The sequence below is a fragment of the Neptuniibacter sp. UBA6509 genome, from assembly GCA_002435145.1.
GTDB lineage: Bacteria > Pseudomonadota > Gammaproteobacteria > Pseudomonadales > Balneatricaceae > Neptuniibacter.
In genome coordinates this window covers 1-15,477 of the sequence record DJLT01000081.1, presented here as the reverse complement: position 1 = coordinate 15,477, position 15,477 = coordinate 1, and the positions used below count along the sequence as shown (strand labels likewise).

General features: G+C 41.6%; 13 protein-coding genes. 5 read left to right on the top strand and 8 right to left on the bottom strand.

Annotated elements, in window-relative coordinates:
* Positions 1-89 precede the first annotated feature (89 nt).
* Both B4K11_RS10005 and B4K11_RS10000 read right to left on the bottom strand, forming a co-directional pair.
* Positions 90-2,513: a putative bifunctional diguanylate cyclase/phosphodiesterase gene (locus tag B4K11_RS10005; protein WP_292956914.1), complete on the bottom strand. Its 2,424-nt coding sequence runs from the start codon at positions 2,511-2,513 to the stop codon at positions 90-92.
* Positions 2,514-2,681: 168 nt separating this feature from the next.
* The gene (locus B4K11_RS10000; protein WP_292956917.1) at positions 2,682-3,512 is read right to left on the bottom strand and encodes a hypothetical protein; all 831 of its coding nucleotides are present in this window, start codon (positions 3,510-3,512) and stop codon (positions 2,682-2,684) included.
* Positions 3,513-3,797: 285 nt separating this feature from the next.
* Here B4K11_RS10000 and B4K11_RS09995 point away from each other — a divergent pair, with 285 nt between their 5' ends.
* Genes B4K11_RS09995 through ansA form a run of 3 tightly spaced genes read left to right on the top strand, consistent with a single transcriptional unit; the run spans position 3,798 to position 8,995 of the window.
* The gene (locus B4K11_RS09995) at positions 3,798-5,444 is read left to right on the top strand and encodes a FecR domain-containing protein (RefSeq protein ID WP_292956920.1); all 1,647 of its coding nucleotides are present in this window, start codon (positions 3,798-3,800) and stop codon (positions 5,442-5,444) included.
* Positions 5,441-7,921, top strand: a complete 2,481-nt coding sequence (locus B4K11_RS09990; protein WP_292959352.1) for an EAL domain-containing protein — start codon at positions 5,441-5,443, stop codon at positions 7,919-7,921. The genes B4K11_RS09995 and B4K11_RS09990 overlap by 4 nt, the downstream gene beginning before the upstream one ends.
* 60 nt (positions 7,922-7,981) lie before the next feature.
* Positions 7,982-8,995, top strand: a complete 1,014-nt coding sequence (gene ansA, locus B4K11_RS09985) for an asparaginase (protein ID WP_292956813.1) — start codon at positions 7,982-7,984, stop codon at positions 8,993-8,995.
* Position 8,996: 1 nt separating this feature from the next.
* On the opposite strand, the gene B4K11_RS09980 is transcribed toward ansA, so the two are convergent.
* Positions 8,997-9,401 (bottom strand): phnA protein, encoded by a 405-nt coding sequence (locus B4K11_RS09980; RefSeq protein ID WP_292956816.1) that lies wholly within the window; start codon positions 9,399-9,401, stop codon positions 8,997-8,999.
* A gap of 683 nt (positions 9,402-10,084) precedes the next feature.
* Between B4K11_RS09980 and purT the strand changes: the two genes are divergently transcribed.
* Entirely contained in the window at positions 10,085-11,266 is a 1,182-nt protein-coding gene (gene purT, locus B4K11_RS09975) for a formate-dependent phosphoribosylglycinamide formyltransferase (RefSeq protein ID WP_292956819.1), read from the top strand.
* Positions 11,267-11,416: 150 nt separating this feature from the next.
* Positions 11,417-11,617, top strand: a complete 201-nt coding sequence (locus B4K11_RS09970; protein ID WP_292956820.1) for a transcriptional regulator — start codon at positions 11,417-11,419, stop codon at positions 11,615-11,617.
* Here B4K11_RS09970 and B4K11_RS09965 read toward each other — a convergent pair.
* The 5 genes from B4K11_RS09965 to B4K11_RS09945 form a co-directional block, all read right to left on the bottom strand.
* Positions 11,614-12,552, bottom strand: coding sequence for a nucleoside recognition family protein (locus B4K11_RS09965; protein WP_292956821.1), 939 nt, complete (start codon positions 12,550-12,552; stop codon positions 11,614-11,616). The genes B4K11_RS09970 and B4K11_RS09965 overlap by 4 nt on opposite strands.
* A gap of 105 nt (positions 12,553-12,657) precedes the next feature.
* Positions 12,658-13,191, bottom strand: coding sequence for a DUF3299 domain-containing protein (locus tag B4K11_RS09960; protein ID WP_292956823.1), 534 nt, complete (start codon positions 13,189-13,191; stop codon positions 12,658-12,660).
* Positions 13,192-13,206: 15 nt separating this feature from the next.
* Positions 13,207-14,466 carry an ABC transporter permease gene (locus B4K11_RS09955; protein WP_292956825.1) on the bottom strand — a complete coding sequence of 420 codons (1,260 nt, stop codon included), beginning with the start codon at positions 14,464-14,466 and terminating at the stop codon, positions 13,207-13,209.
* Positions 14,463-15,164 carry an ABC transporter ATP-binding protein gene (locus B4K11_RS09950; RefSeq protein WP_292956828.1) on the bottom strand — a complete coding sequence of 234 codons (702 nt, stop codon included), beginning with the start codon at positions 15,162-15,164 and terminating at the stop codon, positions 14,463-14,465. Before B4K11_RS09950 ends, B4K11_RS09955 begins: the two co-directional genes overlap by 4 nt.
* A 103-nt stretch (positions 15,165-15,267) precedes the next feature.
* A partial coding sequence (locus tag B4K11_RS09945; protein WP_292959351.1) for a ZrgA family zinc uptake protein occupies positions 15,268-15,477 on the bottom strand: 210 nt, incomplete at its 5' end.

Genomic DNA, 15,477 nt, shown 5'->3' with positions numbered 1-15,477 from the left:
TCAATCTATAGGGCAATCGACTTGCCATAAAGTTCCTACGTTTATGTGCCGTTTTTCAAGCGACATATGATTAATCAAATGTCAGCATTTCAAAGATACTTAGAACGTAAATTCTGCGCTTCTTGAGGCCTTTCAATATAAAAACCTTGAAAAACATGGCACCCTACAGCATGGGCCCCTTCTAACTGGCCTTGTGTTTCTATTCCCTCGGCAATCACTCTTAATTGATATGTTTTAGCAATAGAAGCCACGGCCTCAACAATAGGCTGACTTTTATTTCCTGAGCCTAACTCTTGAATAAATGAACGGTCTATCTTCACTATATCTATAGGCAGGTCTTTGAGATAACTAAGTGAAGAGTAACCGGTACCAAAATCATCCAGCGCTATCTGTATACCGAGCTCTCGAATACTATTTAAGCGTGATACCGCAAAATCAATATTTTCTACCGCCACAGTTTCTGTTATTTCTAAACATACATCCGTTAGCCCAGCGCCAGCCTCCGTGATAATTTTCTCCAAAACGGGAATCATATCAGGCTGATAAAACTGCAGAGGACTAATATTTATCGAGGTATACCACCCCTCCTGCCAAAAACCTTCTTCCTTCCATTTTACTATTTGCCGACTACATTCCGCCAATAACCAGTTACTCACGGGAACAATCATGCCACTCACTTCTAGGCTAGGAATAAATTCAATGGGCGGCATTAAACCGTGCTCTGGATGCTGCCAACGAAGTAAAGCTTCAAACCCTATAATGTCGCCTTTAACTGTCACTAAAGGTTGATAATGTATGCAAAACTCCTCTTTCTCTAACGCTCGGTGCAGCTGGTTTTCCATATCCTGCTGTTTCTCAACAGCTAGAGACATCGCCTGATGATAAAAAGCGTAATTATTACGCCCATTCTCTTTCGCATGGTACATTGCGGTATCTGCAAAACGCATTAAATCATCAATGCTCTTGTTTGGAATAGGAAAGACAACCACACCAATACTGGCTCCAATTCGCAATTGATGCTGTTGGACATCGATAGGTTGGGATAAAACCGTAAGTAACTTTTCACATATAAGCTGCACATCAGACGTCACACGATCCAACTCTTCATGGGTCGATTGGAGAAGAATAACAAATTCGTCACCGCCTAAACGGGCAACGGTATCGCTTAAACGTACCTGGCTACTTAACAATTCCGATACTTTTTTTAACAACAGATCCCCTACACCATGTCCAAGGGAATCATTGATAGTTTTGAAGTGATCAAGATCGATAAATAGAATAGCGTTATGAACTTTATTTCGCTTACAGGTCAATAAGGAGAGAGATAAGCGGTCATTAAGCAGCGCCCTATTGGGCAACCCTGTCAAACTATCATGGTTAGCCATATGGCTTATGTGGTCTTGAACTACTTTCTGATCCGTAATGTCAGTGGCGACAACCAGAGTAACTTGCTCACTTAAATGTAAAAACGGAGCAGCAAGAATTGAGAAATATAGTTTTTTCCCATTAGGCCGCGACCAAGAAAGCTCTCCAATCTCCTCGGATGCATTGTTCATTTCAACACTTCGTCGAACCGAATCTAACTGTTCAAGCTCATCCTTCACAGTGTGGAAGTGATCTAACGGTCTATTGGTGACAAACTCTATCGGTTGGCCATAAAAGTCTGCTACTTGATGGTTACAGAAAAGCAAAACACCCTCTTTGTTGATCGCCATAATCAACTGTGGGATCTGATTTATTAGCTGATGTAACAACTGTTCACTTTGCGTAAGCGCTAAATGACTGCGTTTATTCTCAACTAATAAAGATTGGACAGTTTGAATAAAATCATTGCCTGCGTCACTTAACTGACCAAGTTCTGTTGTTTTATGTCTTAGAGGCACTTTCAGTAATTTGCTTTCACCCTCTTGGAGATTAAGAAGGGAAAACTGCTTAGCCAACAGAGCCAAAGGCTTTGTTAGGAAAAAATGAAAAAGTGATATGAGGCAGATAACTAGTAAAACATTACGAACAATACCAGCAATCAGAACAGATTGAGCCCTTTCAAAAAAAGGCTGAAGCGCTTGGTCATTGTCAACCACGACCATCAACCCACCTGTTACAGGACTGTGATATTCAAGTGTATTGAGGTCTAAATTATATTGCTTTTGATTCACTGAAATGACTTCAGTTAACCATTGAGTTTTACTTCTATTCGCTTGCTTCTGTTTTTCAGCAAGTGTCTCACCCAATTCATCCTTAATCTGAACCCTTGAAATAAAAGGATACTGCGTTAAACCATTAACAACTTCCTGAGCAAGAGCTTGGTCCAATGTATGCACAGCACGCGTTGCGGGCGGTTTACTTGCCTCTAATATTTCATGAATAATTTGATCTAATCGATTTCCATGTTCATGGTAATCTTGCCAGACTTGAAGTGAGCTTAGCCCTAGACCGATTAAAAACGCCAGTAAGACTGCATATTGAGCCAACCTTATAGCTAATCTATGTTGTACTTTTCCAATTTCAGACACCAAAGTTCCAACTCTTCAGGATAAGCTCCACAATCTCCCGACAGAGTAGATGACTACTAGATAGGAAGGTCCAATTGCCTTTATTCATTCTAATTCTAGTTAAAAATAACCGATTATCCCCTTAACTTACTAATAAGGTTGTGAATTAATAAATTTTACAGATACCACTTATATTTCTATATCGTACTTAAGCAATAGACGGGGCAATACCTCTTCTAAATGCTCAATATCTTCGTCATTTATCTCAATCAAGTTAGCATTCATACTTAAAAGCGTTTCTTTCTTTTTCATCTTTAACACTAAATTTTGCTTAATATTGCCCTCACCCCAATACTCGATATAAAGATGATGCTGAGGAAGGTAAAAATCCGCATATAACTCCTCTTCATCTGGAAGGCGACGTTTATACGCATGCATAAGGCCTGCAAAATAAAGCCAATTATCGATCACGCGCTCCGCATTACAATCTACCTTATGGCCATCACAGCAAAGGGAAGCATCTCCCTGGGCTCCCTCATCAAAGGAGCGCAGCCTTTCAGAAAGAACCAAATTTTCAACCAGTTCACTGGGCCACAACACAAAAGGGATACCTGAAACACTATCTTCTCGCTGACAACCACCTACTGAATTACCCGCAGCGGTTAACAACCAACCTTTACGACCCGCTTTAACCCAACCTAGTTCTTGGAGTAATCGCTCAAGCATCTTTGTAGAAAGCTGTAACGATTTAGATAACTCCCGGATACCCATCCTATTAGCATCAGGCTGAACCAAGGCTTTATGCTTAGTAATGCTATCGGGCCAGATGATATAACGACCAAACTTTGTACTCTCCCTATACTTCCCCCCTTCAAACTCACCTTTAGCCGTTAAAGCCCAAGTTTCTGCTTTACGTGCAATCCAACCAAGCTGCTCTAATTCTGAGAACATCTGCTTAGTTGTTTTTCCTAAACGTTTAGCTAAAGCTGAGGTAGAAAGCGAGTGTGATACATCTGGCATTAAAATCTATTCCTAACATAAGCAAACAACAATTCTACCAACACAAGATAATGCTAAGTAATACGCAAAAAGATTAAATATTAACCTGTGCTGAGAAAAGTCACCAGAATTCAGTAATGTACTAGTATAAATAGCTAAACCCTGAAAAAAAAAGATCCAATTTTCTAAACTTTTTTTGGTTGATCGCACAAAAAATGGTATTAATGAATGACAGGGATGTTGGTGGACTGTCTATCGTAAGCCTGCAACTATAGAGATATGATTTTTTATAAAGGAATTCATAATATGGATGTCATGAGGAACCGCCTTTTAAAGTTATCGACTATTTTCCTCTACATTTCACTTATTTTTCCCTATTCGGCCTCAGCTCAAGAGTGGATTTATACGGTAGTGGATGGAGATACTCTCTCCGAATTCAGTGAAAAGCATCTGTATAAAACCTCCTATTGGAAACAGCTTCAAAAAATCAACAATGTTGCCGACCCAAAGCGCATACCGACAAACACAAAACTTCGCATTCCTATTAAGTGGATTAAATCTCAACCCACCTCCGCCGAAGTCATTAAAACTGAAGGTAAGGTTACTTTATACACAAAAGACTCAAACGCACCCCAAAAAAGCACACCGGGCCAGCAAATCAACCTTGGTGACCACCTAGAAACAGGTGCACAAAGCAGTGTACTAATCCGCTTTGCAGACGGCAGTGAAATTGTTGTACTGCAAAATTCAAAGGTCAATTTCAACCATCTTAAAAAATATGGTGAAACAGGCATGGTGGATTCTAGAATTAGACTCATGTCTGGAGATGTTGAAACAAAAGCAAAAACACAAAAAGGCAGCGCTTCACGATTTGAAATCCATACTCCTGCAGCGATATCAGCCGTTCGAGGCACACATTTTAGAACCTCATATCAAGCGGAAAAACATAGTTCGCATATTGAAGTTTTAGAGGGCGGCGTCGCTGTAAAAGGAGCGAACAGAACTCGTTTAGTACGCTCGGGCTATGGTACTCAAGTAGCACAGAATAAAGCGCCTTTAAAACCCCAAAAACTACTCCCTGCTCCCACGTTATTAGCTTACCCAAATCCAATTGAAAAAATAGGTTCACAAATACGCTGGGAAACGATCAAGGGCGCCAAAAGCTATCGTGTTATTATTTCTAGATCAGCAGAATTTGGCTCTGTTATATGGGACAGCGATAGCAGCCGATCGGCAATTACTCTTCCTGACCTAAGTGATAACACCTATTATTTTCAGCTTCGTGCTGTAGACCGGCACGGTATTGAAGGTATCGCTCAACTCACACCTTTTACCCTAAATGCTCACCCTCAGCCTCCCTTTCCTATGGCTCCAAATAATAACGAGACCATTCGAGGGAGTGCGCCTGTACTCGAGTGGACAAATTCAAGTGAAGCCAACAGTTATCACCTAGAAGTAGCGACTGATAAGGGTTTCAAACAAAAGATTATTGACCGCTCTAACATTACAGGCACCCAATTTACTGCGAGCGAATTAGTAGCAACTAATACATACTTCTGGCGCATTAAAAGTATCGCCAGAGATGGAGAGATAGGCCCATACAGTGCGATAAGAAGCTTATCAGTCAAGCCTATTCCCGCAACGCCTGAGCCAGAACTTAAACAAGATGAACAAGAGATAAAACTATCTTGGCTCCAAGGATTACCTGGGGAGTCCTATCAAATTCAAATCGGGCAGGATCGCTCATTTAAAACTATCCTTAATGATATAAACGCATCTAAACCAGAGATAACGATGCCTCGCCCTGAAGGCTATCGTTATATAAGAGTCAGGTCTGTTGCTGAAGATGGGTTTACTGGAGCGTGGGGCGCCACTCAAGAACTTACGCCACCACCCAATGAAAACTGGATCTATATTTTTGGTTCCTATGTGGCAGTTATTTTACTTTTATGATCAGACGCCGAACTCAACAGTTACTTATCTTAGGGTTTATTATCCTAATAGTCGCTGTCGGGGTTAATACCTCTGCTCTTAAGCGTATAGATCTGATTCTATATGACACATGGCTAAGTCTATCTACAACTAAACCGCCCTCTGACGTTGTTATTATCGCTATTGATGAAAAAAGCATTGATAAACTTGGGCGCTGGCCTTGGCCTAGAACAACCCACGCTGAACTATTAGATCAACTCACAGAAGTTCAAACCAAAGCGGTTGGGTTTGACATCATTTTTTCTGAAATGGAGAACATCATTTCAGACCAAGCCTTTTCAGATTCGATTGCTCGACACGGAAATATCATCCTCGCTGTAGCTCCGGACAATATCTCCGAAGATAAAAAAATTGTCGAACTCCTACCGACGCCTATTATTGCTTACAATAGCAATGGGATAGGCCATGTTGATACAGAGCTAGATGTTGATGGAATCTCACGCCAGGTTTATCTCTATGCAGGATTAGGTGATGCACACTGGCCAGCATTTGGTTTAGCACTGCAAAAAAGTGCCTCTGGGAAGTCGCCTTCATTACCATTTGAGCTGTCCCGATCGACACCTGTAGGTACGGGGTGGGTTAGACACTCACCTTTTATGATCCCATTTTATGGGCCTCCCGGTCATATCCAGCGCTACTCTTACATCGATGTATTAAACGGCGCCATTAAAGCTGAACTGCTGAAAGACAAGATTGTTTTAGTGGGAGCCACTGCCTCCGGCATGGGAGATGCAATAAGCACTCCCGTATCAGGTCAACACCAACAGATGCCGGGAGTAGAATTAAATGCAAACATTACAGCAGCTCTTCTCGAATCACGTTTTATTGTAGTAGCAACTCCCCTCACCAAAACTTTAATCACCTTAGCATTAGCTTTTATAATCCTCCCCATTTCCATGCTACTACCTAGGCGCTACTTCCCGCTTAGTCTCCCATTATCACTTATTGTCACAATACTGCTTAGCTGGGTTCTTTTTATAGAATTGAGGTTATGGTTTGCACCAACAAATGCGATTTTAATCCAGTTGTTTTTTTTCTTACTCATTAGTTGGCGTCGCTATTCTGAGGCTCAAAACCGCATATCTATACTCAACAAAGAGGTGTATCAACAGCTTAATTTTGACCCTTTAACCCATCTCCCCAACAAAACGATGTTCAAAGACCAATTAACTGCAACGTTGGAAAGTACGGAGAAAGGCAAAAATGTTTCGCTACTCATTATTCATTTGGGTGGGATCAAGGAAGTAAATAACCGATTAGGTCTTAACTCCGGTGATAAAATATTATCTATGGCTGCGCAACAAATTAAGAAAGGGGTAGACCATTCTTATCCTGTCGCAAGACTAAGCGGTATTGAATTTGCGGTAATGCTAACGAAGCAAGAAGATCATGAAGAAACAGAGCATATAGGCCGCCGATTAATCCAACTGTTACAACTCCCCTGCGAACTGGAAGGTGAACATTTTTTCTTCAAGCCATCGATCGGAGTGAGTATCTATCCTGATGATGGAATCGATACCAATAAACTGCTTAGCAATGCCTATACAGCGATGCATAAGGCAAAATCCAATAGTAAACGAGGATTATTCTATTATTCCTTACGTTTGAAAGAAGAGATTCTAAATGAATCATCTTTAACCCGTGATCTCCATCTAGCACTCAACCAAAACCAGCTTGAAGTGTACTACCAACCTCAAGTGCTCAGTTCAACGGGGGTAATTATTGGGTTTGAAGCGCTACTTCGCTGGAAGCATCCTGAAAGAGGGTTAATACCTCCCTCTGAGTTTATACCCATTGCAGAAAAAACAGGTTTAATTATGCCCATAGGCGATTGGGTGATGGAAACGGCTTGTGAACAAATTCAGCAATGGAACAAAAAATATAATAAAGAGATCCGCATTGCAGTGAATATTTCTGCGATTCAATTTTTCGATAACTTTTTAGTACACCGTATAAGTAATATACTTAAAATCACAGGGCTCTCTCCCCACTTACTCGAGTTAGAACTCACCGAAACAGCACTAATGCAGGATTTTAATTCCACAATAGATATCCTTCATCAACTCAAAGAGATGGGTATTAATATTGCTGTAGATGATTTTGGTACAGGATACTCCTCACTCAGCTACTTAAAGCAGTTCCCACTAGACCGTATAAAGATAGATCAAAGCTTTGTACGTGACCTTGATGAAAGTTCAGAGAGTGTAGAAATAACACAAGCTATTATTACTATGGCGCATAACTTAAACCTTCAAGTGATTGCAGAAGGGGTGGAAACAGCGCAGCAAAGAGGCCAACTTCTTACACAAACCTGTGAAGAGCTACAGGGCTTCTATTTCAGTAAGCCATTACCTAAAGAGAAAATCAACGCTCTACTTCAACCCCCTCTTAAATCCCCGCCTCATAATGAGATCAACCCATCTGACAAAAAACACTAAGCGCTTTATTTCCTCCTCGCATCAACGTATATATATTCTGTAATAGAGCAGGAAAAATAGATGCATAATAAAATTCTCATTATTTATACGGGCGGCACCATCGGCATGCAGCCCTCAGAGCACGGCTATGTACCTGTACCTGGGTTTGAGGCTTTAATTGAGGAACGGCTGGCGCATTCCCATCATGCTCTATTACCCAACTTTGATATGATCGAGTTAGCTCCACTCATTGATAGTGCCAATTTAGCACCCCATCATTGGAATTTAATCGCCGACCCGATCATTAAAAACTATGACAAATACGATGGGTTCATCGTACTGCACGGCACAGATACGATGGCTTATAGCGCCTCTATGCTGTCATTTATTTTGCAAGGCCTTCGCAAGCCAGTCATCTTTACCGGATCACAAATCCCCTTATCTGAACTTAGGAATGATGCGTTAGATAACCTGATTACGTCTATGTTGCTAGCCTCAGATACAACAATTCATGAGGTCTGTATTTACTTCAGCGGGCGTTTACTTCGAGGGAATAGAAGCAGTAAAGTTAAAGCTACGGGCTTAGATGCATTTGATAGTCCAAACTTTCCTTGGTTAGGCCAGATAGGCCTGCATATAGAGTTACACTCCAATCTATTTATTCCCCAAAAGGCAGGCAAGTTCATAAACCCAACCTTTAGCGATAATGCCGTATCTATCTTACCTATTTTCCCCGGAATGGACGGTGAGATCGTTGACTTTATGACAGCCTCAGATCGCAGTAAAGCCATTATTTTACGCAGTTACGGTGTAGGTAATTTACCCAACCACAACCAATCACTGATGAACGCATTACAAAGAGCATCCGACAAAAATATAATTCTGGTCAATATAAGCCAGTGCTTACAAGCGGAAATATTCCAAGGGCAATATGCTTGCAGTTCTATATTAAACAAAATGGGCGTTATTTCGGGTGCAGAAATGACCCTAGAAGCCACTTACACAAAACTGCACTTCTTACTATCTACAGGTCTAAATGCAGAAGACGTTCAAGCGATGTTCAGCAACTGCTTGGCGGGTGAGATTAATCAGTAATCTAAGGAAGTTTTACCTGTTCAAGCCAAGCTTGATCTTCAGGCTGCAAGTACAGCTGTTCTAGAAGTTCTACTGCCCACCTTTCCTCTTCAGCCATCTTTTGCAGCATAGCAATCGCCAATACTTTTACTGCAGGTGTTTCGCTCCAGATAGACTGATTTAAACAACGCCAATGATTATGATCTCTAATTTTAGGATTGTTTATCTGCGCTAAGCAGCCCTCACAGATCATCGTACAATGATCAAAATCTGGCTCCTGCGGTAACGGTGAGACTTCATAGATTCTTAATTTCACACCCTGTGCACCACATAATTCACAATGCGAGCTACTACGTCTTACCAAATCCTTTCCAAAAAGTGATAGACCGAAGTGACGCTCTTGATGACGTTCATGACCTTTAGACATATCACATCCCTTCATCGCTATACTATTAGTGATAGCATATTCTCACTGGGATTAAAGCCAGATGAACAAAAACAATGAAAAAGATATAAAAAAGGGCCGTATTGAAAAATACAGCCCCTCATGCCGGATGGATACTCCGACTAATCAGCTCATACGAGCAAGTAACAATAAGCAAACTGATAATTACTTTGATATAAAAGTGCAAACGATATCTATCAGTACTGGTCAACCATGGTGCTTCACACCTGTAGAGTAGTTAGCATTCTCTGTACTGTATTATCCTTCACTCTTTAAACGGCTTTAAGCAAATAATGGTTAGATGCAACTAAAACCATGTAATCTCAGAATTGGTCAGCAATCTCCCTTAAATCTTAAGGATGCTATTTATAACCGCTACATGCCGGTAGCAATACCACTAACCGAACTCTATGTAGCAGCCCTCTATAGAACTGCTTTAATAAGGTAAGGATACCCCAAAAGGCAGATTCTATTATGCTCATGATATCTCCTGTTGTTCACACTCACTTTTCACGGTCATTTATAACGACTCATCGCACTTGTTGCGTTTAAATACACTGAGTAAAACAACTTAAGTCATTATAGTTTGTCTACGTTATTCTGCTGGCGATTATCATTAATCGCACCGTATAATGCTTGAAATATTTTCACGCTGGAGGTTCGAAATGTTACAAATAGGGACACCGTTATCGACATCTGCTACTCGCGTACTTATGTGCGGCGGGGGCGAGCTTGGCAAAGAAGTGGTTATTGAACTACAGCGCTTAGGTGCTGAAGTTATCGTTGTGGACCGCTACGATAATGCTCCAGCTATGCAGGTTGCTCACCGCAGTCACGTTCTTTCAATGTTAGACGGTGAAGCACTACGTAACATAATTGAAAGCGAAAAGCCGGACCTTGTTGTCCCAGAAATAGAAGCGATTGCAACGGATACGCTAGTTGAACTGGAGCAAGAGGGATTTAACATTGTCCCTTCAGCCCGGGCAGCACAGCTAACTATGAATCGTGAAGGAATACGCAGATTAGCAGCTGAAGAACTTAGTATTCCAACTTCTGCCTACCAATTTGCGGGAGACTATGAAGAGTTCCAAACAGCGGTTAAAAATGTTGGTCTTCCTTGTGTTATTAAACCCATCATGAGTTCCTCTGGTAAGGGGCAAAGCACTGTTCGTTCTGAAGACCAAATTGAAGCCGCTTGGACCTATGCACAAGAAGGCGGCCGCGCCGGTAAAGGGAAAGTTATCGTAGAAGGGTTTGTCGATTTTGATTATGAGATTACTCTTCTCACCGTTCAACATGATTCCAACATTAGTTTTTGCCAACCTATAGGCCACGTTCAAGTCGATGGGGATTACAGGCAATCATGGCAGCCTCAAGCGATGAGTTCAGCTGCATTAGAAAAATCGCAAGAGATTGCAGCTAAAGTGACGACTGCTTTAGGTGGGCATGGTTTATTTGGCGTTGAACTGTTTATAAAAGGCGACAACGTCTACTTCAGCGAAGTCTCTCCACGCCCCCACGATACGGGCATGGTCACAATGATCTCTCAGGACCTGTCTGAATTTGCGCTTCATGCTCGGGCAATTCTGGGCCTACCAATCCCTAATATTCATTTTCATGGCCCTTCAGCTTCCAGTGTCATACTAGTCGAAGGCGAATCACAACAAACTAAATTTGGTAACCTGCAGCAAGTCTTAGCCGAACCTAATACACAACTACGTTTATTTGGTAAACCTGAAGTATCTGGACAGCGCAGGATGGGGGTAGTCTTAGCCAGAGATGAATCAGTACAAGCAGCAAAAGATAAAGCGATTCGTGGCTCAACCTCAATCAATGTTGAACTATAAAAGCAGCAACGTATTTAATTAAGCCCGCTAATAGTGCTGACCATCAACAAGAATTGATGGTCAGCACTAAACATTTGTGTATTTAAGGGAACCTTTCACTCTTTTTATTAACTAATATGCAGATTGAATTGTATAACTAGAGGATAAATGATGGCTGAACCTAAATGTCCTGAATGCGGAATTTCGGGTATTGAACATATCGTATCAAAGGACAGTGATGAAAGAGCGAGAGATAACCACGCTTGGTTTCAGGTCGCTTTTTGTGATGGCTGTGGCCATATTTATGGTGTCTTTGCCAAACACACAATTCCAGCAGGTAAGAAAGGTCCGCAACTGGTTTTGAATCGTTAAAAAATAAGTAGATGTAACACGCCACGAATCAACATACCTACAATCGCACCATAAACGGCATAACGTATTATCTGTCCGACTCGTTTACCTGCTGCTGCAAATACTGCCACGCCCACTACGTCTAAAGGGTTAGTGGCAAAGCCTGCCATACGATTCAACTCATTCGCAGTAATCAGCCCTTGATTCATTAATTCAATCGTCACCCCCATAAATGCAGTACCACCTGCTATAAATTTAGTGACTAAAGGTAATACGGTTGCTTCTGGTAAACCAATTAAGGCTAACAGTGGAGCGAGCAATGCACTTATCTGCTCTATAGCGCCAGTCATTTTAAGAACATTGACTAGAAGAATCGCCAGAATAAGCAGAGGTAACATGCTAAAAACAATCTTAATTCCTTCTTGGCCACCGTCACTTAAAATCTGCATAACGGTTTTTTTCTCCTCTTCGGGAGCTGTGCTTTGCACTTCAGACTCTTGCGTGTTTGGGTCAGTTAAATTACGAGTCAAAATATAATATGTAAACGCAGCCGCGGCTAACCCACCAATCACAGAAGTTAACAATGTAATGCCTAAATCGAGCCCAACAGCCGCAAGTGGAAATGAAGCGTTCGCCTGTGACATTGCCATTACCATTGCAAGTGTCGCAGCAATATAACGTCGCGACGTTCCGTTCTGATCCATCAATGTTAACGTTGCAATAGGGCCTGCAAAACTGACAAATAGAAGTTTGATCATGGCAAAAATCCCTAAACCAGGGATACCAAAAATTCGAGATACGGGCGCCAACCGATTAGCTACCCAACTTAGAACACCTTTGGCATCTAATAACTTCATGAATGCCAACATCACCACCATAATTGGTAACATGATATACAGACCCATATCCAAGCCCGCGCGACCTGAATCAAGTATGAGGGTAATGATCTGTTCCACGATGTAACATCCTGAGAGATAGAAAGGGGTAGTGAAGTTTAACGAGACGGAAAAGCTGAAACCAGCTCTTTATTCATTTAAACAAGAGTGGTTTGACCAATAGACCTACAGCTCATAAGGTTCTATACGATAGGCTTCCATGGTATAGCCTGAAGTCGCGATATCATTTTGCACAACCTCGGTTTTTAACTTACCCGTAATCCAAACCGCATCATAGAGGTTCTCCACATTCGTACCGGGCTCAAAGTGAACATGAATAATCTGGTTTGATGGTGGAGGAGGAACGTGAATACATGCGCCAAAATAAGGAACAAGAAAAAACTCCGTTATTCTTCGCCCTTCCGATTCCAGCGGTACGACGTAACCCGGAACTTTGACCATCTTCCCATTCATTTCCGGAACGGTAGGGGCTGATTGCATGGCAGCCATCATCTCATCAAGCAATGTTTGCGCTTGAGGATCAAAGTCATCGATAGCTGCAAGTTGGTCAGACTGCGAGAATATATCATCTAATGAATAGTCTGCGGGCATCAACGCCTCCCATTCAACATTAATGACCTTCTCCCCATTAACTCTCTCTTCGGCCTGAAGAGTAGCGGTAAATATCATCAACATGAATAGAGCAAAAATGTTCTTCAAAGCAATTAACCCTTTTTATAATCTGATCGACATACCATCGGCCAACGAATATTTATAAGCCCTATATCCTGGAATTAGCCCGACTAAAAATCCAGCAACAGTCACCATACCAATCAACTGCCACTGCCATAAACTTAACCCTTCTAATCCTATATGCAACCCGAACTCTTGCTGAAGAACAGGAGCACCGAGCCATATGGCAAGATAAAGCATGACTAAACCCAAGAGAATACTTATCAAGGTTACAAATAATGACTCTAACATTAGCAACGCTAAAATGTGTATGGGTCTTGCTCCCACCGAACGTAGAATGGCCATCTCCCTTCTACGTTCATTCAAGCCACTCAATAGAAGTGTAAGCAATCCAACTAGACCTGAAAATACAACAAGCCCGGTAATAGCTGCTAATGTTTTTTCAAACAGAGAAAACATTCCCCACAATTCTTGTAGCGCCAACCCTGGTAAGATTGCCATTAACAGCTCTTTTGAATAGCGATTGATTGAGCGCTGAAGCTGAAAAGTGGAAATTCTAGAATGTAGACCCAGCATAAAAGCCGTGATCTGTTTGGGCTGCAGTTTTGCATTTAAAGCCTCTTCCGCAGAAACACTTACCCCCGGCAGTTTAACCCCCGCTTTCCAATCCAAGTGAATAGCTTCAATGCCCTCCAAACTGACAAGCAAGGTATTATCGACGGGCGTACCCGTTGCAGCTAAAACACCTGCGACTTTAAACGGTTTGTCTTCATGGTTCATCAAACTCGCATTGCCCATACCATGTGTCACAATCACGGATGAACCTAGCTGATAGCCCAATTTCTTAGCGACTTCCGATCCAATAACAACATCAAATAAACCGTTAAAAGCGTTGCCTTCGGTAAAAGATAATGCGTTTTTCTTACCATATTGATAATACTCAAAATAGTCAGAACTGGTTCCTAACACCCTAAACCCGCGATGAGAATCGCCTAAAGAGAGCGGTATACTCCAACGTACATTTTTATGGTCACTAATTGCCTTATAGCTTGACCAAGAGATATTGTTAGTTGCGTTACCAATATGAAAAACAGAATAAAGTAGCAGGTTTATCTGCCCACTTCGCGCCCCGACAATCAGATCTGTTGAGGAAACGGTTGAAGAAAAACCATCTTTTGCTTGCTGACGAATTTTATCGACACCCAGCAGAAGCAGGACACTGACACTAATCGACATTAGCATCATCATTAAGGTTAATTTTCGATTACAAAGACTTTTCCATGTTAGGCGCAACAGAATCATAGAGAGAACCCTCCATCTTCATGAGAGCTTAATTCCAAAATCCTATGGAAGTGATGCTGTAAAGAACTATCATGACTTACAAAAATTAGAGCCGACCCCATCTCATTACATTGTGATAATAATAGATCCAAAAACTGCTCTCTCGATTTTGGATCTAATGCTGATGTTGGCTCATCCGCGATAATAATTTCAGGCGCCCCGAGAAGTGCACGTGCAGCACTCACCCGCTGTTGTTGCCCTACAGAAAGTTCTATCACACTGCGCTTATAAAGCCTTTCATCAGTAAGTCCCAAACGCTCTAGAAGATCCACAGCCCCCAATTCAAGGGTTGTAAACTGGGCTAACGCACGTTGACGTCTACGGGCTGAAAAACGGCAGGTCAGACATATATTTTCAATAACGCTTAAATAAGGCAACAGATTAAACTGCTGAAAAATAAAGCCTATGTGGTCGGCACGAAAACGATCTAAAGCAGATGAAGACAAGTCATCATAGCGATGCCCCAATACAGTGACATCGCCGTTTGAAGGCATTAACACGCCCCCTAACAAATTAAGAAATGTACTCTTCCCACTACCCGAAGGCCCCTTGATAAACAGGGCTTCTGCATGGGATAGCTCAAAAGCGGGTATTTGAATACAGGGGAGATGGCCATCCCAACTAAACACCAATTGATCAATTTTAACGACAGCTTTCATTAACTCACAACACCATCAATAAGCGTATTAATTAGGAATCCAGCGAAGTAACCATAACCGTTCTAAGTAAAGTAGAGCCTTTTATGATCTCTTCGCAAATTTCTTAGAACTTAATGACCGATAAGCCAGCTTTTAGTTCAACACTCTTTGCTTTACTGCCTATCAATAAATTTACATCCAGCTTTTCTATACCTTGAAAAGCTTGCATAAATTTAACGTCGATTTGATCTAATGCAGGTGAATTTTGACACTTAAATACATAACTAGCCTGCATATCTTTATGCGCATTCTGCTCGTGCTCGTGCTCGTGCTC